Raw genomic sequence first — 18,291 nt, forward strand, 5'->3', positions numbered from 1 at the left:
TAATGATTTTTGACCGCAATTATTGTTTCAACGAATAAAATTATTTGATAATCAGCTGTTAGCCGATGTAATATGAAGGCTAAAAATTTTGCTTATGCAAAGAATAATACAGGCATTGAAGGGAAAAGAAGGCTTATTTCCACCAATTAATTTCTGCCCGTTGTCAGATGGCATGTATGAAAGCATAAAAAAACATCCATGTATGTTTAAGAAAAAACACAAATGGATGTTATATAATTGGTTAGGCCGGAATGATTACCTTGCCAGATGCTCACACACGTTCTGGAGCCTGAAAAGGAAGTTCTTTATATAAACGCCAGGTGCTCTGAGTATCTTTATATTCTACTTCTACTTTATCCATCAATCGCTTTACCAGCAACAATCCTACGCCACCATTGCGCCCTTCTTTTACCATTTGTTTTAAATCTGGGTGTTTGTAGCTGGCAAAATCGAAATAAGCTGCTGCCCGGTCTATAATTTCAAAGGTAATTCCGTCTTTTTGATTTTTGATACTCAATTCAATTGAGTCGTCGGCATTGCATTTATGGGAATGAATAATAAGGTTAGTGCATACCTCATCCACTGCCAGCACCATCTGGTTAATTTCAACATCTGATAAGGAATAATTCCGCAACACACTGGTAACAAAGTCGCGTATTCCTTTCAGATTTTCTCTGGAGCAGAAAAATTTATAATAGTGGATCATTGACTAACATCCTCGCTTCTTCTTTAGACGGTACTATGGTCAGTAGTTGATCCAATCCTAGAATCTCAAATACATTCATTACCTTTTCATTTAGACCAAAAAGCAATAAAGAGATATTTTTGTCTTGAAAATCCTGAAGATAAGACATAAATACCCCAAGTCCGGCTGAAGATATATAATTTAATTGATTACAATCTATAACAATATTATGTTTACTGGCAGACACAGCCTCAGCTATCGCTCTATCTAAGACGATAGAAGAGCTAGCATCCAGATCTCCGTTGACAGCGATGATATGCATACTGCCCTCGTGTGAAGTACTGATTTCCATATTCAGGTTACCTTACGTAAGTTTCAAAAGAAAGTTACCTTAAATTTAAATAAATTTTAAGAATACAGCCGTATAATCGTCATCCAGATTTTCACTTCCACAAAATTGCTGAATCTCCGTTACCAGCAAATGGGTAAACTGCTCTGCCGGCTGCTGAATATGCGTACGCATAAAGTGTAACAGGCGTTCGTAGCCATACTCCTCCCCACCTGTATTTTTAGCCTCCACAATACCATCTGTATACAACAGCATGGCATCTCCAGAATAATAAATAATCTCCTGTTTACTGATATGCAAAGAATAATCCTCACTGCGCAAAATTCCCAACCCCAGGCCCTTATCCTGTAAGTAGTAGACTTCATTATCGCGGAAAGAAAAGTACAAAGTAGGACAATGGCCAGCCCTGGCATACTGAATCGAATGAAATTCGGTATCGATAAGAAAATAGCTGGCAGTAATAAACTGATTTTTTTCCAGACACCGGCTTAACGCATTATTTGCATGGCGCAGAAACTCATCCGGATGCAGATTCATTTCTATTAAGCTTTGAAAAACTCCTTTCATTTGTGCCATATGAAAGGCAGCAGACGTACCTTTGCCTGATACATCGCCTATAATGATCGCTGTTTGGGTATCGGCCATTTTGTAGAAGTCGTAATAATCCCCTCCTACTTCATCCGACGCATGCGAAAAAATACTCAGCTCAAATTGGTCACTCAGGTTAGTGCAGGTAGGTAAAAGAGATTGCTGTACTTTTTTAGCAATGTTCAATGCTTCCTTATAACGTTCATTTTCTAATGCATTAGACACTAACCGGAAGTTTTCAATAGCTACCCCAGCCAGGCGGGCAAAAACAGTTACTGTTTCTGCATTTTCATTATCAAAACCATCTTTTTCTTCTTTTAACAAGGTAAGCATCCCATAATGCTTATTCTGGAAAAGCAAGGGTACTGTCAGCAAAGATTTATAGGGAATAAGCATGGAATCTGTAAACCCGCTTTTCTTTTTCAAGTTCTTCATTAACGGTACTGTTAGCTGGCGGTGCCCGTTTTTAGCATTCAGGTATTCTTTAATAGCCTGTGTCTGGCTGCGGGAAATGTTGCGGTTAATAAAAGACTGTATGTTTCCTTTATCGTCAGTTACTTCCAGCCAGGCGGCTTCTGCCAGTGTGGCTTTTACAGTGCCTTCAATCAGGGTTTCATATACCTTGGTTTCACTATCGCCCATCTGCAACGACTGGGTAAGTTTCTGAAAATTCAGTAACTCTTCAATCTTCTGTTCAAACACAGAGGTAGTAGGCAGGTTAAATAAGATCACCAGGATAGAAAACAATGCATAGATGAAAATAAATGTAAACATGGCCAGCATGTATACATTGGCGAAAATATCTACCGAACGTGCCCTGTCCAGGACGTAATCCCACAGGGTATACATGAAGTAGAGACTGAACAATACGACCAGAATAATCAGCAGTATGCCTTGCCATTTCTCTTTAAAGTTCAGATAAGCTACCCATCGTAAATTAACAGAAAGGATAAATCCATAGAGAGAAAGGATGCCAAACAAACCCAGAAAAACCGGACCAAACGTATTGGTCTGAAAAAAATTCAGCAGCAGGCTTGCCAGCAGGCAATATTCAAAAAAATACCAGAAGGTAAGCAGGCCACGGGACTTCTGGTACAAAATCAGTATTTTCCAGACGAAAAAAGTCTGGGTAAGGAAGATGGTAATCAGGCCAATATTAACATGATAGAAAATAGTAGAAACCTCCGCATGCTGGGCAAGTAAATTTTCTCCCAACAGAAACACCAGAAAACGCATGAGCACCGAAACGAGTACGGTTGTACACCCGGTAACTACGAGCCTGGTAAGCAGGTTGATAAAGGTATCGTCCCGCAGCTGTCCTACCGTGATGCGGTAATAGAAAAAAATAAAGGCGAGAAAAAGGTTAAGCAGGAGCCCTTTCAGGTAAACTGGCACCCCCAGCGCAGGATAATTATTCCATCCTAAAAAATTAAGAAGGTTTACTACCAGTAACAGCAGCCAGCTTACAATATTGACAGAAATAAAAATCTTAACCGCATTGCTACGTGATATCATGCACGAAAAGAATAAGTTTTACATATACTTTAAATTCATTTGATAGTAGTTACAAGTTCCGGTTTATGTTGAGCTATGCCTATGTTCCGGGATAGTAACAGATAAACTCATAATTAATTGTTTACCTGCCACAATTTTGCTATCGCCTTAAGTTGCCTAAAAAAGCTTTGTTAAATCCGGTATTTTGTACAATCCTTTGTTTGTCAAAGCTTTTGTTCTGCACTATACGGTCCATATTTTACACTTCAGTTGCTGCTTGCTTACAGGCCATTTATTCTGTAATGAAATGCCAGCCCATCACTGACCTTTATTGTGCCGCCAAAAATTACAAATACTCTTGTTATCTCCAAGTTTTTCTGCTACTGCCAGAGGTTACATTCCTAGCCAAGTGCCATTAACCAGCAAAATTACCAAGCAAACACCTACTACTTAAACAAGCATTTTTTCATCATGAAAGAGATAATTATAATCCTGTTTACCATGCTTTTTTACACCATGGTAGCTTACCTGGAGAGAAATAAAGATACTACATAGCTAAACCGGCTCACCTATAGAAAGTAGCCCTTTCCGGATAGGTCCCAGAGACAATGTTCTTTTATTGTTAATCTTTACTTTTCTGTGAAACTTATATTCATTCTGTTTGGCATTTTATTGCTAACGGCACAAACCTGCCAGAAGACTCAGTCAGAATTACCACCTACTCTTTTCGGCCACTGGGTACACTCCTTTGAGGAAGACAAACCAGCTATCCAAACTTACCGGCCTGCTTCCTATGCATTCCCGCTAGCCCGAGGCCGGGAAGGTTTTGAGTTAAAAGAGAACGGTAATTTTGTACTCCATAGCATTGGCCCCGCAGACGGCACAGAACCAATAACCGGAACCTGGAAGTCTACAAGCAAAAATACCATACAGGTTAGCTTTAACAATGACGGAATGGCACCCTATACCATTCAGCTTATACACATAACCGATTCCCTATTAACATTAAAAAAAATTATTAATTAAGTATTTATCATGTATACAACACTACTTACCTATGGCAGAGGATTTTTATTGGGGGTAGCCCTTTTTGGCCTACAGCCAGGCTTTGCCCAGGATTCTCCGCTTCCTCATAAAAAGAATACTAATTTTGGCGAAACAGTTATCCGCAAGTTTGGATCTCCTGCAACGCCTGCTGATAATATTCCTCATTTCGACCCTGCTCATAAATGTTATACCATGGAAGCCGATGCGTTTCTCAGGCAACGGAACGCCAGAATAGGCACTATAGACGATTTTGAACAGGATTTGCAAAAGAATATACAAGTTTATAAAGAAAAACTACGCACCTCCCGCACCCAGGCAGCCATTTACACCATTCCAGTGGTAGTACACGTCATCCATAACGGCGAGCCTGTGGGAACCGGTCCCAATATTACAGCCGCCCAGGTACAATCCCAGATAGATGTATTGAATGAAGACTTCCGCAGAAAACAAGGTACACCCGGTTTTAATACTAATCCTATTGGGGCAGATATAGAAATTGAGTTTGCATTGGCTTTACGCGGACCGGATGGCGCAACATTGGCTGAACCTGGGATACACCGGGTAAATATGGGCAAAGCTTCCTGGGACAAACAAGACGATCTGGAAAATACGCTAAAACCAAAAACCATTTGGGACCCGGAGAAATACCTCAATATCTGGACGGCTAAATTAGGTGGTGAAAAAGAAAGCTCATTGGGGTATGCACAGTTTCCTATCCGGTCGGGCCTGCCAGGACTGGATTTATCTGGCTACCCGACAGGTGCTACCACAGATGGTGTATTGTTAAATTACCTGGTATTTGGTAGAGGCGGCAATGTAGCTTCCCAGTTTACCGGACGCACGGCTACGCACGAAGTAGGACATTATTTAGGTTTACGGCACATCTGGGGCGATGACAATGGCGGATGTAATACAGATGATTTTGTAGCAGATACTCCCAAAACCGGAGATAAACACTATGGCTGTGCGAAAGGCGAAGACACCTGTACCGACCCTGGAAAAGACATGGTCGAAAACTATATGGATTATTCTGACGATGCCTGTGTGAATATATTTACCCAGGATCAGAAAACCAGAATGCGGACTGTTTTGGAAAAATGCCCACGCCGGAAAGAACTACTTACTTCTACGGTACATATTCCGGTTGGTGGCGGCAACAAACCCATTGCCGATTTCACAGTTAGCCAGACTGTTGCCTGCGATGGCGCTACTATCCAGTTTACAGACAAGTCATCTGATAATACGACTGGCTGGGCCTGGGAGTTTTTCAACAGTGATGGTGAGTCGCTGGCTACGTTTAATAATAAAAATGAGAGTATTACTTTTACCGGAGCAGGTACCTATGGCGTACGTCTGATTGCTTCCAACCCAACAGGCCGCGATACCATTTTCTTCTCCAACTATATTACCATTCTCTCTAACACGAATCTTGCCTTTCCTTTTGCAGAAACAGTGGAAGGCAGTACCAGTACTGCATTTCCTGACTGGATACCTTACAATCCGGATGGCGACAGAACCTGGCAGTTTTCGGAAGGAAACAGCAGCTTTGGCATAGGCAGCCGCAGTATTTATTTCGACAACTATAGTGGCGACGAAAAAGATAACCCTTATGGCACAGTAGATGGAATAATGAGTAATTCCATAGATTTATCTGCCAACCGCTTTGCCGAGCTTAGCTTTGACCTAGCCTATGCCCGCTACAATGCTGACCTGACAGATACCTTAGTCGTTTATTACTCAACTGATTGTGGAAAAACGTTTTCTCCTTTCTGGAGAAAAGGCGGAAAAGACCTGGCTACAGCCCCAGATGCCGAAAGTAGCTTTGTTCCTACAGATTCTCAATGGAGAAAAGAAACAATATCTCTGGCTTTCCTCAATGGCCAAACCGATGTGTACTTAGCTATTGCAAACCGCTCTGGCTGGGGTAACAATATTTATTTGGATAATATAAATGTACAAGTTCCGGCTCCTACTCAAAAACCGGTTGCCGCCTTTACAGTAGCTAGCCAAACCGTGTGTGTAGGTACGGCTGTACAATTCAGCGATGTCTCCCAAAATTCACCCAGAGAATGGAGCTGGACATTCCAGGGAGCTACACCGGCTGCTTCTACCCAACAGCATCCAACCGTAATGTACAATACGCCAGGTACCTATGCTGTAACACTTACTGCGAAAAATGCCTTAGGAATAGGCACTACTACACAACAGGCATATATTACGGTTACGGCTCAACCTGTATTACAGATTACCGCCAGCAAATCAGCTATTTGCCCGGATGATGAATTAGAATTGTCTGCTAGTGGCGCAGCTACCTATAATTGGTATGAAGGAAACACCTTTATTGGAAGTGGTGCCAAAATTACTGTAAAACCCATGAAAGATATAGCTTTCCGGGTGGTTGGTATGAATGCAACCGGCTGTGAAGGAAGTGCTACCAAGCAGATAATGGTGAACAGTGCAATCACCAAGCCTACCATTGAGATTAGTGCTCCGGCAGATTCTGCTACCGTAACTCTTACTTGCCCGACAACAGCGGACACCTACCAGTGGTTTAAAGATGATGTAGCTATAGCCAATGCAAGCTCAAAAACCTACAACGTAACTGCCGCAGGAAGCTATTCAGTAAAAGTTACTTCCGGACAGTGCAGCCTGATGTCTAGTGCAGTAGTGCTTACCAGCAGCCCTGAAGAAAACATAGCAAAGCAACCGCTAAAACTTTATCCTAACCCAGCTTCCGATGGCCTGACAATAGAACTTCCAACACTAAAGCAGTCTGTAAAGGTGATGATTTATAATACATTGGGCATGAAGCTGGCTGAATGGGAAGTGGCTCCTCATCAGGCAGATGGTTCCTTACAACTTTCTGTAGCTCAGTACCCACGTGGTCATTACATGGTGCGGATAACCGGTGAAGGTATACAGTATTCACAGCCTTTTATTAAGCAATAATCATAAATTAAGCTCTTATCACTTGTGGAAACCCTGCTTACTAGTAAAGCAGGCAGGGTTTTTCCAAATTCATCTAACTACTCAACTTCCTTTATATATGAAGCACATACGCATTTTCTTTTCTATACCCTTGCTCCTCATGATGAGCCTGGTTTTTGTAGCGGCTAACTGTGAGAGGCCAGAACCCGGTCCTGTTATTCCTACGGAAATCCAAACCCTCAGCAAAGAATGGAGAATAAAACGAGTACTGATAAACAATGTACCCGACCAATCTACAGACTACAGTGCTTACCGCAGGAGATTTGATACCGATGGTAATTATAACTTTACCGACGGACCAGGGAAGATTAAAACTGGTAAATGGAAACTTATCAGCAACAACCAGCGCATGGTGTTAGATGAGGCTACCACCACTGAAGAAACAGCTTTTATTTTAAATGGCATTAATGCAAATGAACTTCATCTGGAATTTACCTTACCCAAAGATTATAAGCACGACGAACGGAAAGTTGTTTATGAACTTATTCCGTAAACTTTAGAAACAACTAAGCCGGCGTATAGTATGATATACGCCGGCTTAGTTGTTTTATATGTCTATTCACTCTTACCGTTTCCTGAAAATGCTTTTCCGTTTTCTTTCTTTTCAGGCACGATACCAGGGCTTATTAAATTAGCAAAGAAACGGTAAGCACCAGGTACGCCTGCCGGCAATTGCCGGAAAAACGACAGGCCAGTGTATACAAATTTGCCTTTGCCATACTGTGTTACAAACACACTTTTATCCTGCGGTTTTTCATTGGGGTCCAGGGTAGACAAGATGGTTTCATAATGTGTATCCAGGCTATCCGGGAAATACAACCCCCGTTCCTGCACCCATCCTTCAAAATCTTTCTGCGTTATTTTGTTAGGGGTATTCAGCAACGTATGCTTTGGATTTAGAAAGGTAATGGGCGAATCTTCTACGGTTACCCGGTTTCTGGATAAACGGATCGGGTATGGGCCTAATTCATCGGTTTTCAGTCCATTGCTTACGTTGTACTGCACCAGCATCGTTCCCCCATTCTCCACATACTGCATCAATTTTGGCTGATAAAAAGGCATACGGTCTACTGTATTAAATGCCCGGACTCCTAGCACAATGGCATCATAGGCATCTAAAGTACCGGTAGCAAAATCACTTTCTGTAAGAGGCGTTACCTGGTAGCCTACCTGACGCAAAGAAGCAGGAATATCATCTCCGGCCCCCATTAGGTATCCAATATTTTTCCCGGAAGCGACTATGTCCAGCCGTACCACTTTTGCAAGCGCTTCTGGAAATATGGTTTGTACAGGTATATGGGCGTAATTAATGGTAAGCAAGCCTTTGGAAGAAGTTACACCAGAAGCTGTTTTTACAACTACTTTCAATAAATCATTCGCAGCTGTTGCAGGCGGTGTTACCTGGAAAGTAATTCGTTGCTCTTCGTTATTTTTGGTTAATGTAAATGGAATCCGTTGCGGATTCACTGTCCAGGATTTTGGCAAATCAAGGCTTAGCTCACCGCTTACCTTGGCTTTCCCTGCTTTTACTACTACATGCACCTCTTTCGGTTTTGTATCAGGGAACATATACACCTTTTCCGCCAGGTTCACCATCACTTCCGGCCGCACCTCAAACGGACGGTACAATTCCCCTTCTACCGGATCAGTCCATTTATAATTTACTGGTTTGGTATAAGTAAAAGAAGTGCCTTCTATAGAAAAAGTAAATGTTACCGATAACGGAGCCGGAGCTTCTGGTTTGCCAATTAACTGGAGGTCATTAACACTATATATTCCTTTGGCAGGTGTTTCCTGTAGCCAGTAAGGTTGTGTATAGGGAGTATTGGCAGGAATAATGGCCTTAAATGATAAGGTAAGTAGGTTGTTATTTTTTAGTGTGCTATTTACAGTAGTATCCTTCTTTACCTGCGTAAACTGCACCTTAGTTAAGGTAACCGGAAAATCTGACCGCTTTACCACACTGGCAGTTACTTTTATACTATCACCAGGCGTACTGGCAAAAGTAGTAGCATTGGCTTCGTACCATACTCCTGCACACGCAGCAATTACCTCTTCTAACTCCTGTTTTTTTACCTGTACCCAGTAATTATCTTTAGGCAATTGTTCAATTTGCTTGTAGGCTTGCAGCAACAATGGAAGACTGGCAGCAGGATTTTCTGGTCTGAAAGTCTCATAAGCTTGCTGCAATGTCTTGGCCAGCGTTTCGCTCCCGGGAACTCTTTTCCAGGTCAGGTCTACATTCTCAAACAAATCGTCTTTGGCTTTTTCGCCAGCTGTGTGGCGCAGGTAATCTATCCGCTCTCCCCGGCTGCGGGCAGAACCAAATCCCTGGCTTTTATGCATACTGCGGCTTTCAGCAGCTATTTCTGTGTAAGACTTTCCAAGTAATGCATTGTAAGCACCTAAATTTACTTTCGTATAACTCCCTGTGTCTTTAGGGGCGGTATTACTGAAATTTGGATTATAACTATTCCATACAATACGTTTGGCTTGCCAGGGTTGCACAAACTTGAGTTGCTCCGGGTAGCGCTTGGGATCGGCGGCGACCTTAAATGCTTCATGTGCCAGTACAGCAGAGGCACTGTGCTGCCCATGTCCTGCTCTGGAATCCGGAGGAAAACGGGTAATAATAACATCAGGCTTCAGATTGCGGATTATCCATACAGCATCCCCCAGTATTTGCTCTTTTCCCCAAATTTCCAGTGCTTCTTCGGTAGTTTTAGAAAAACCAAAATCGTTGGCACGGGTAAAAAACTGCTCAGCTCCATCTACCCTGCGGGCCTGCAACAACTCCTGTGTACGAATCAGTCCCATTAGCTCCGCTTGTTCAGAACCTATCAGATTTTGTCCTCCGTCGCCTCTGGTAACCGACAGGTAAGCCGCACGGACCAGCCGTTCCTTCGCCAGGTATGCCAGCATAGCGGTGTTTTCATCGTCCGGGTGGGCAGCCATATACAACGCAGTGCCTACAACAGTCATCTTTTTTAGGGCAAGCTGCAATTCACCGGCAGGATACGTTTTTGGTTGTTGCGCCCAAACAGGCAGCGATGCAAGAGAACTAATTAATAAGCAAAGAAATCGGATAGCAGTGTGGTTCATGAATGGTGATACATTTTGCAAGTATACAAGTTTAAAAAATTTACCCTAAATAAACTACATTCTAAAATGGGTACAGGGTATTTTGGCAAAATTTGTAACTTTAGAAGAAAGTGCAGGCATCCACCTGTTTAATTTCTATATTGCTTCTCATTAACCTAAAACCCAAAGGAGGACTTTCCTGTGAACCGCAGAGATTTTATACAATTAGCCGGAGTAGGTGCCGGAGCCATCATGCTACCCGGAATCCCTGTAATGGGCCGTTCTGTACCTGCAGAATCACTTCTGGATAGCGGTATGGATGTAGCTGTTAAAAAACGCTTAGCCGATGCAGCCTTGAATGCAGCCAAATCCAGAGGGGCCACCTATACGGATGTGCGTATTGGCCGGTATTTGAACCAGTTTGTTATTACCCGGGAAGATAAAGTGCAGAACATTGTTAATACAGAATCTTACGGAGTAGGCGTACGTGTGATAGCCGATGGTTGCTGGGGCTTTGCAGCCATTGTGGATGCCAAAAATGAAGCCGACACAGCAAAGGCAGCGGAACAGGCCGTAGCCATTGCCAAAGCCAATGCCCGCCTGCAAAAAGAACCTGTACAACTGGCTCCGCAAAAAGGATTTGGAGAAGTAAGCTGGAAAGCACCAATTAAGAAAAATGCATTCGAAGTGCCTATTAAAGAAAAGGCCGATCTACTTTTATCTGTGAATGCAGCCGCCATGAAAAACGGAGCAAATTATGTAAACTCTCTGTTGTTTCTGGTAAATGAACAGAAATACTTTGCTTCTACCGATGGCTCTTACATTGACCAGGACGTACACCGCATATGGCCAGTATTCCAGATTACAGCAATAGATCCGCAAAGCGGCAAATTTGAAACACGCAGTTCGCTAAGTGCGCCTATGGGTATGGGCTATGAATATTTGCAAGCCAATCCTAAAGATAAGGTAAGCGGCATTACTACCCGCTATAACAAGGGGTATGATATGCTGGAAGATGCTACTGCCGCAGCCAAGCAAGCCAAACAAAAGCTAACCGCCAAATCCGTAGAACCCGGCAAGTACGATCTGGTATTGGACCCCTCCCATTTGTGGTTAACAATCCATGAATCTGTAGGCCACCCGTTAGAATTAGACCGGGTGCTGGGCTATGAAGCCAATTTTGCAGGTACTTCGTTTGCTACCTTGGACAAATGGCAATCTAAAAACTTCAATTATGGTAGTAAGCAAGTAACCCTGTTTGCCGATAAAGTTCAGGAGGGCTCTTTAGGCGCTGTAGGCTGGGATGATGAAGGGGTTAAAACTAAACGCTGGGACCTGGTAAAAGATGGTACGCTGGTAAACTACCAGGCTATCCGCGACCAGGCTAAAATTATTGGGGAGGCTGAGTCGCATGGTTGTTGCTATGCTGATAGCTGGAGTTCCGTACAATTTCAACGGATGCCAAATGTCTCCTTGGCTCCTGGTAAAGCTCCACTCTCTGTAAATGATCTGATCAAAGATGTAAAAAAAGGAATTTATATCATTGGCGATGGCTCTTTCTCTATAGACCAGCAACGGTATAACTTTCAGTTCGGTGGCCAGTTGTTTTATGAAATTAAAGATGGAAAAATTGCAGGCATGCTGAAAGATGTGGCCTATCAATCTAACACACAGGAATTCTGGAATTCATGCACCCGCATATGTGATGAAAAAGATTACCGGTTGGGTGGTTCTTTCTTTGATGGAAAAGGACAACCCTCTCAAAGCAGTGCCGTTTCTCATGGTTCATCAACAGCCCGATTTAATGGCGTGAATGTAATTAACACTGCCCGCAAGATCTGATTCAGCTATAGCAACTCCTATACAAAGAGGATTAAACAGCGTAATTTTCAAAATTTAACTGGTTTGCTTTGAAAGCATGAGTATTCTCTTTAATATTGCAGCATCAAAAATGGTCCTGTGGCCGAGTGGCTAGGCAGAGCTCTGCAAAAGCTCGTACAGCGGTTCGAATCCGCTCGGGACCTCAATTAACTATAATACGAACCTTGAAAATTTTATTTTCAAGGTTTTTTCTTTTGATTCTCCCTTCATTCATTATATATAGAGACAGCCACGAAGTTTAGAACATCAGCCATTTGATGAAGTTAACAAATACGGTTGCCCTGTAAACTTTGTAACAGGCACTAGCAAATACCTTACGCTACCAAAAGAAGTCAGCCAGCAGACCTATAATATTTGAGCTTTTACCAGCCCTCTGTAGAAAAGAAATTATTTCTTCCACACATCCATCCCTCTGACTCTTATCACTTTTTGAGGCATGCTTTACACTAAGGTTTGGAACCTAAAGCTGTCAGTATTCAACATCAAGACATGAGTTTAGATTACTATCCACAACTATCTAAAAGCATCAACTATATGATTTTTCAAAGCAAGATTAACACCTTATATAAATATCTATTAAAATATTTATATATCTTATGACTTATATTATACAATTCATTAATGGAATCTTTCTAATCCAATTTATTATTATTGTTGTTGATATATTAACAGATAATCACTAAATAATTATATATTTAAACAAATAGATTAGAAACAGATTATGAATCTGTAGCCAAATCCTTACTATATATACATAGAAGAAAATATCAATTCGGTTTGAGTAAATGTATCTTATGAGTGTATTTTGACCGAAAATTTATAATTCCATTTCTAAGAATCCTTTAATAGCAGAATAACATACCATATAATATTTCCCAAATCTTGCATATCCCATAATTTTTATTATTAAAATAGTAAAAGATCTGCGTCTCTATTTTGAAATTCTGATTATCCTTCCAATATTTAAATTTTATTTCAAATCTCCTTTAATTATTTTAAAAGATGTCTTTTGATAATATATAAAAAATTACAAATTTGCTGCTTAGTACATTACAGAAGAATTATATTTTTCTACTTAGTTGATATTTCTCAACCAGCAATACTTTTGTAGCATTTGGGGTAAAATAGGGAGTTTGCCATTCTATATTTTGGAATACTTATTCAAAAATGCCCCTTTACTTTATGTACAGTAGAAAAGTAGAAGACTTGAAATTCATTTTAGTTAACAGAGTTCCCTTAATAATTTACCTAGTTCTATAACCTTAATCCCTTTTATTGTATGAAGCACCCCCCCACAACGCAACTAACTTGTTTAACCTCATTCTTTTTTAACATTAACCCATAAACAGTAACCCAACCAATCATGAATAAATGCAGTTTTAAATACACTTTATTTACCCTGCTCCTGCTCTGTTGTTTTCAGATAGCCTGGGCACAGCAAACAGTAAAAGGTAAAGTGTTAGATGATTCACAACAACCTTTGCCAGGTGTAAACGTGCTCGTAAAAGGCTCCACCGTAGGAACGGCTACAGATGTAGAAGGAAATTATTCTCTTCAGATACCAGATGGCAACAGTACACTGGTTTTTTCAGCCATAGGCTTCATTACTGAAGAAATAGCGGTTAATAACCAGACAACTATTAATCTTACGCTGGTTTCTGACATTAAAAGTTTGAATGAAGTAGTAGTAACGGCGCTGGGTATTGAGAGAGAAACCAAAACCTTGGGTTATGCAGTTACAGAAGTAAAAGGTGCAAACTTTACGCAAGCCAGAGAAACTAACCTGGGTAATGCCTTAAGTGGAAGAATTGCCGGAGTAAATGCCTCTCCTTCTGCTACTGGTCCAGGTGGTTCCAGCCGGATTGTTATCCGGGGTAATACTTCCCTGAGTGGTACCAACCAGCCATTATACGTAATTAACGGTATTCCGATTGACAACTCCAATCAAGGTCAGGCTGGTGAGTGGGGTGGTTTTGACCGGGGAGATGGCTTGAACAGTTTAAACCCTGATGATATTGAGAGTATATCTGTATTAAAAGGCGGTACAGCTGCTGCGCTGTATGGCTCTCGTGCAGCAAGTGGGGTAATTCTGATCACAACCAAATCTGGGAAAGGGCAGCAAGGGATAGGTGTAGAGTTCAATTCTACCTATACCATGGAAAGGCCTATTAATCTCTTTGATTGGCAGTACGAATATGGTTCTGGTACCAGAGGAGCCAAGCCTATCAGCCAGGAAGAAGCTATTTCTTATGGATTACTTTCATGGGGCGACCGTTTAGATGGCTCACCTGTAACACAGTTTGATGGAGTAGCCAGACCTTATTCTGCACAAAAAAATAACTTAAAAAACTTTTATGACAATGGTAGCAGCTTTACAAATACAGTAGCCGTAGCCGGTGGCAATGAAGTGGCTAATTTCCGTTTTTCTGCTTCTAACTTGGAGAACCAGAGTATGATTCCGAATTCTTCCTTTAACCGGAAAACATTCAACCTGAGTGCCAATGCCAATCTTTCAAAAAAAGTCATATTTGAAAGTAATGTTCAATACAATATAGAAAAGGGTAAAAACCGGACATTCTTATCAGATAGCCCAAAGAATCCAAATTACAGTGCCCAGTTACTGGCTACCAATATCGACATTCGTAGCTTAAATCCAGGCTATGATGAAAGAGGCTACGAAGAACTCTTTAACTCCAATGTGTATGCAACCAACCCTTATTTTGCGGTTAATAAAGTAACCAATGAAGATGACCGCCGCAGATTATTAGGTTCGTTCAGCTTACGCTACAACATCACTGACTTCTTGTATGTCCGGGGTAGATTAGGAACAGACTACTTTACGTTAGATGGAACAGATATTGAGCCCACTGGTATTGCTTACCGGACCGTTGGCGGCATGAATACTTTCCAGCAGAAATTCTTCGAGAACAACGCTGAAGTGATTGTTGGCTTTACAAAGGACGTAAGTGATTTTTCTATAAATGTAATTGCAGGCGGGAATATGATGAAGCGCCAATCACAAAGATTGAATGCTAGTGGGAATGAATTTTCTGTGCCATTCAGTTACTTCTTAAGTAACCTAAAAAACAGAAGCTTTAGCAATGAGTTTAGAGAGAATGCGATTAACTCAGTATTTGCTTCCGCAGATATTGGGTATAGAGGCTGGTTATACCTGAACCTTACTGGCCGCCAAGATTGGTTCTCTACCCTCTCTTTAAATGACAACAGCATATTCTATCCATCTGCTGGGGTGAGCTTTGTATTTTCAGAAGCATTTGGTATGCCTGCCTGGTTAAATTTTGGTAAGGTACGTGCATCCTGGGCACAAGTAGGTGGCGGATACCCAGATCCCTATGGTTTAACGTTGCCTTACAGTTTAACAGGACAAGGCCACCTTGGGCAGCCTTTAATGAATATTGCTACCAGCACTATTCCTAATCCTAACTTAAAGCCTCTGCTGAATACCTCTTCAGAAATAGGTGTTGAATTAAAGACGTTAAATAACCGCTTAGGAGTAGACTTAGCTTTATACAAGCGACTTACTACAGATGATCCAGTGTTGGCTTCTACTTCCCAATCATCCGGATACAACAACGTATTATTAAACGTAGGAGAAGTAAGCAATAAAGGTATTGAATTATTGTTAACCGGTACTCCAGTAAAAACCGCTGGCTTTAACTGGGACGTTAGCTACAACGTATCTTACAACAAAAACGAAGTAGTAAGCATTGCTCCAGGGTTAAAAACACTGTATTTGGGGCAAGCCAGAACTCAAAATGGCTTTGTATATCATGATGAAGGACAACCTTTTGGTGTAATCAAAGGCTATGAAATGAAACGTGATGCAAACGGCAATATAGTCTATAATGAAGCTACTGGCGTACCCGTGCAGAGTGAGTTAAAAATATTAGGACAAGGGGTACATCCTTGGGCTATGGGTATTACCAATACTTTTACTTACAAAAACTTTAACCTGAACTTCTTAATCGATGGTAAATTTGGCGGCGACCTGTATTCAGCAACTAATGCCTATGCCTACAATTCCGGTTTACACAAAAACACCTTGGATGGCCGCGAAGCAGGTATACCTGTATCTGGTGTGGATACGAAAGGCGAGCCATATAGTGCTACAGTTAGTGCGCAGGACTATTACCGCGGCATTGCTTTCCGGATTACCGATGAATTTGTGTATGATGCCAGCTTTATTAAGCTGCGTCAGGTGGTATTTGGCTACTCTGTTCCTAAATCCCTTATCGCCAATACACCTTTCCAGTCTGCCAGCTTATCATTTGTGGCCAGAAACCTGCTGATTTTGTACAAGAATGTACCTAACGCAGATCCGGAATCTAATTACAACAGCAGCAATGCCCAAGGATTAGAGATGTTTGGCGTACCTACTGCCCGCAGCTATGGCTTGAACTTAATGATTAAATTTTAATTCTGTTGAAGATAATGAATAACATAACCTATAAGATTAAAAAAATGGCGTTCGTAGCCGGCATGGCAGCTTTCTTTGTGTCTTGCGATAAAGGCTTTGAAGAAATGAATACGAACCCTAATGCCGTTACCGAGCCAGTGATAGAAAGTATGTTTTCTACGAATATATTGAGAACGTCGGGTACTGATTTTGAAAGTCACCGGACCAACTTGATCTATGCAGGAGCCATGATTCAGCACTTTGCTTCTACTACTACTTACTGGTCAGGAGACAAATATTTGTTTAATGATCAGTATTCAGGAGCCTTCTATGTGAGAGCTTATCCTGACCAGGTAAAAGAAATTGAGCAAATTATAGCGGAAGTACAAGATAATCCTGAGCAAATTAATCACTATGCCATTACCCGTATCTGGCGTGTATTTATCTATCACCGCATTACAGATCTGTACGGCGACGTACCTTATTCAGAAGCAGGCAAAGGATATATCAATCAAGTATACTCTCCAAAATATGATAAGCAGTCTGAAATTTATCCGGATATGCTACAAGAATTAGAAGAGGCGGCACTTGCTCTAGATGCGACAAAAGCTTCTTTTGGTGCAGCTGATTTTATTTACAATGGAGATACAGCTAAATGGAAAAAGTTTGCCTATTCCTTAATGCTACGTTTAGGTATGCGCCTAACAAAAGTAGACCCAGCTTTGGCAGAAAGCTATGTAAAGAAAGCCATTGCAGGCGGTGTTATGCAAAGCAACGATGACCTGGCAAAAGTACCTCATACAGATGGCCCGGAAGATATCAATCGCAATATGGTTGGCCGTCAACTAATTACTCAGGAGATAGATGCCGCCAATTTAAAAGGAAAAGCAAACAGTAAGTTAAGCAAAACCTTGGTTGATTTTCTAAAAAACAACAACGACCCCAGACTTCCTGTAATTGCTACTTTATGGCAAGGAAATGCAGATGAATCTAAATTAGCTACCAGTACGGCTCCTGCCTTACAAAAGGGATTGCCTAATGGCTATGATGCAACTTCTATCCGCACGTTGATTCCTACATGGGGCGTTACCGACTCACTCCCTCTGTATTCAGAACCTAATATACATACAGTTGCCAGCTCAGAGGCCCCTACTATTTTGCAAAGCTATGCAGAGGTAGAGCTTTTATTAGCAGAGGCGGCTTTACGTGGATGGGAAAGCGGATCAGTGGTAGATCATTACAACAAAGGGGTAACTGCTGCCATCCAGCATATGAACTTGTACCCTGGCGTTACTATTGACGCTGCTGCTACAACGGCGTATCTTACAGCGCATCCATTTGTAGGAGGCAGCATGGAACAACAAATGGAGCAAATTCATACACAGTACTGGGTAGCTACCTTCCTGAATTCGTATGAAGGCTATGCTAATTGGCGCAGAACTGGTTATCCTGCTCTTACTCCTACGAACTACCCTGGCAATGAAACAGGCGGAGTTATACCTCGCCGGTTGATTTACCCACAATCCGAAGCCAGTGTAAATTCAACACAATACAATGCTGCTGTACAACAACAAGGACCTGATTTATTCTTAACCCGGGTCTGGTGGGATAAACAGTAATAAAGAAACTACATACTCATATAAAAGGCCGCTGAATCAGCGGCCTTTTTGTTTATAAGATTGTATCATATCAAGCTTTCTATAGGATGCGCTACTTTACCCCATTTTTCTGCCAGCTTCCCTGCTTTTCCCACGATCTTTT

10 protein-coding genes and 1 tRNA gene are annotated in these 18,291 nt (G+C 41.6%); 7 read left to right on the plus strand and 4 right to left on the minus strand.

Going from position 1 to position 18,291, the window contains the following annotated elements; translation table 11 throughout:
• Nucleotides 1-271: 271 nt before the first annotated feature.
• From Q0590_RS19955 to Q0590_RS19965, 3 genes are read right to left on the minus strand one after another with little or no spacing between them, the layout of a single operon-like run.
• Nucleotides 272-706, minus strand: a complete 435-nt coding sequence (locus Q0590_RS19955; RefSeq protein ID WP_302039363.1) for an ATP-binding protein — start codon at nucleotides 704-706, stop codon at nucleotides 272-274.
• On the minus strand, nucleotides 690-1,037 hold the full coding sequence (locus Q0590_RS19960; protein ID WP_302039364.1) for an STAS domain-containing protein: 348 nt from the start codon (nucleotides 1,035-1,037) through the stop codon (nucleotides 690-692). Before Q0590_RS19960 ends, Q0590_RS19955 begins: the two co-directional genes overlap by 17 nt.
• 45 nt (nucleotides 1,038-1,082) lie before the next feature.
• Nucleotides 1,083-3,137, minus strand: a complete 2,055-nt coding sequence (locus Q0590_RS19965; protein ID WP_302039365.1) for a GAF domain-containing SpoIIE family protein phosphatase — start codon at nucleotides 3,135-3,137, stop codon at nucleotides 1,083-1,085.
• Nucleotides 3,138-3,755: 618 nt separating this feature from the next.
• On the opposite strand from Q0590_RS19965, the gene Q0590_RS19970 reads away from it, so the two are divergent.
• The 3 genes from Q0590_RS19970 to Q0590_RS19980 all read left to right on the plus strand — a co-directional run bounded on the left by Q0590_RS19970 (nucleotide 3,756) and on the right by Q0590_RS19980 (nucleotide 7,644).
• Nucleotides 3,756-4,142, plus strand: a complete 387-nt coding sequence (locus Q0590_RS19970) for a hypothetical protein (RefSeq protein ID WP_302039366.1) — start codon at nucleotides 3,756-3,758, stop codon at nucleotides 4,140-4,142.
• A 9-nt stretch (nucleotides 4,143-4,151) separates the two neighbouring features.
• The gene (locus Q0590_RS19975; RefSeq protein WP_302039367.1) at nucleotides 4,152-7,112 is read left to right on the plus strand and encodes a M43 family zinc metalloprotease; all 2,961 of its coding nucleotides are present in this window, start codon (nucleotides 4,152-4,154) and stop codon (nucleotides 7,110-7,112) included.
• Nucleotides 7,113-7,209: 97 nt separating this feature from the next.
• A complete protein-coding gene (locus Q0590_RS19980) occupies nucleotides 7,210-7,644 on the plus strand; it encodes a hypothetical protein (RefSeq protein WP_302039368.1) in 435 nt (144 codons plus the stop codon).
• Nucleotides 7,645-7,706: 62 nt separating this feature from the next.
• Here the strand turns inward: Q0590_RS19980 and Q0590_RS19985 are convergent, their stop codons facing one another.
• The gene (locus tag Q0590_RS19985) at nucleotides 7,707-10,253 is read right to left on the minus strand and encodes a PIG-L family deacetylase (RefSeq protein WP_302039369.1); all 2,547 of its coding nucleotides are present in this window, start codon (nucleotides 10,251-10,253) and stop codon (nucleotides 7,707-7,709) included.
• A gap of 180 nt (nucleotides 10,254-10,433) precedes the next feature.
• Between Q0590_RS19985 and Q0590_RS19990 the strand changes: the two genes are divergently transcribed.
• From Q0590_RS19990 to Q0590_RS20005, 4 genes are all read left to right on the plus strand, one after another.
• Nucleotides 10,434-12,074, plus strand: a complete 1,641-nt coding sequence (locus Q0590_RS19990) for a TldD/PmbA family protein (RefSeq protein WP_302039370.1) — start codon at nucleotides 10,434-10,436, stop codon at nucleotides 12,072-12,074.
• A gap of 111 nt (nucleotides 12,075-12,185) precedes the next feature.
• A tRNA-Cys gene (locus Q0590_RS19995) sits at nucleotides 12,186-12,256 on the plus strand.
• A gap of 1,220 nt (nucleotides 12,257-13,476) precedes the next feature.
• Complete coding sequence (locus Q0590_RS20000) at nucleotides 13,477-16,551, plus strand: SusC/RagA family TonB-linked outer membrane protein (RefSeq protein ID WP_302039371.1); 3,075 nt, start codon at nucleotides 13,477-13,479, stop codon at nucleotides 16,549-16,551.
• A gap of 44 nt (nucleotides 16,552-16,595) precedes the next feature.
• On the plus strand, nucleotides 16,596-18,149 hold the full coding sequence (locus tag Q0590_RS20005) for a SusD/RagB family nutrient-binding outer membrane lipoprotein (protein WP_302039372.1): 1,554 nt from the start codon (nucleotides 16,596-16,598) through the stop codon (nucleotides 18,147-18,149).
• Nucleotides 18,150-18,291: the final 142 nt, after the last annotated feature.

The sequence above is a fragment of the Rhodocytophaga aerolata genome (assembly GCF_030503435.1).
Lineage (GTDB): Bacteria > Bacteroidota > Bacteroidia > Cytophagales > 172606-1 > Rhodocytophaga > Rhodocytophaga aerolata.

What these genes read in the sequence shown, in the direction of transcription:
- Q0590_RS20000 (WP_302039371.1), top strand. Translation starts at nt 13,477, where the DNA reads ATGAATAAATGCAGTTTTAAATACACTTTATTTACCCTGCTCCTGCTC.
- Q0590_RS19980 (WP_302039368.1), top strand. Translation starts at nt 7,210, where the DNA reads ATGAAGCACATACGCATTTTCTTTTCTATACCCTTGCTCCTCATGATG.
- Q0590_RS19975 (WP_302039367.1), top strand. Translation starts at nt 4,152, where the DNA reads ATGTATACAACACTACTTACCTATGGCAGAGGATTTTTATTGGGGGTA.
- Q0590_RS20005 (WP_302039372.1), top strand. Translation starts at nt 16,596, where the DNA reads ATGGCGTTCGTAGCCGGCATGGCAGCTTTCTTTGTGTCTTGCGATAAA.
- Q0590_RS19965 (WP_302039365.1), bottom strand. Translation starts at nt 3,137, where the DNA reads ATGATATCACGTAGCAATGCGGTTAAGATTTTTATTTCTGTCAATATT.
- Q0590_RS19960 (WP_302039364.1), bottom strand. Translation starts at nt 1,037, where the DNA reads ATGGAAATCAGTACTTCACACGAGGGCAGTATGCATATCATCGCTGTC.
- Q0590_RS19985 (WP_302039369.1), bottom strand. Translation starts at nt 10,253, where the DNA reads ATGAACCACACTGCTATCCGATTTCTTTGCTTATTAATTAGTTCTCTT.
- Q0590_RS19955 (WP_302039363.1), bottom strand. Translation starts at nt 706, where the DNA reads ATGATCCACTATTATAAATTTTTCTGCTCCAGAGAAAATCTGAAAGGA.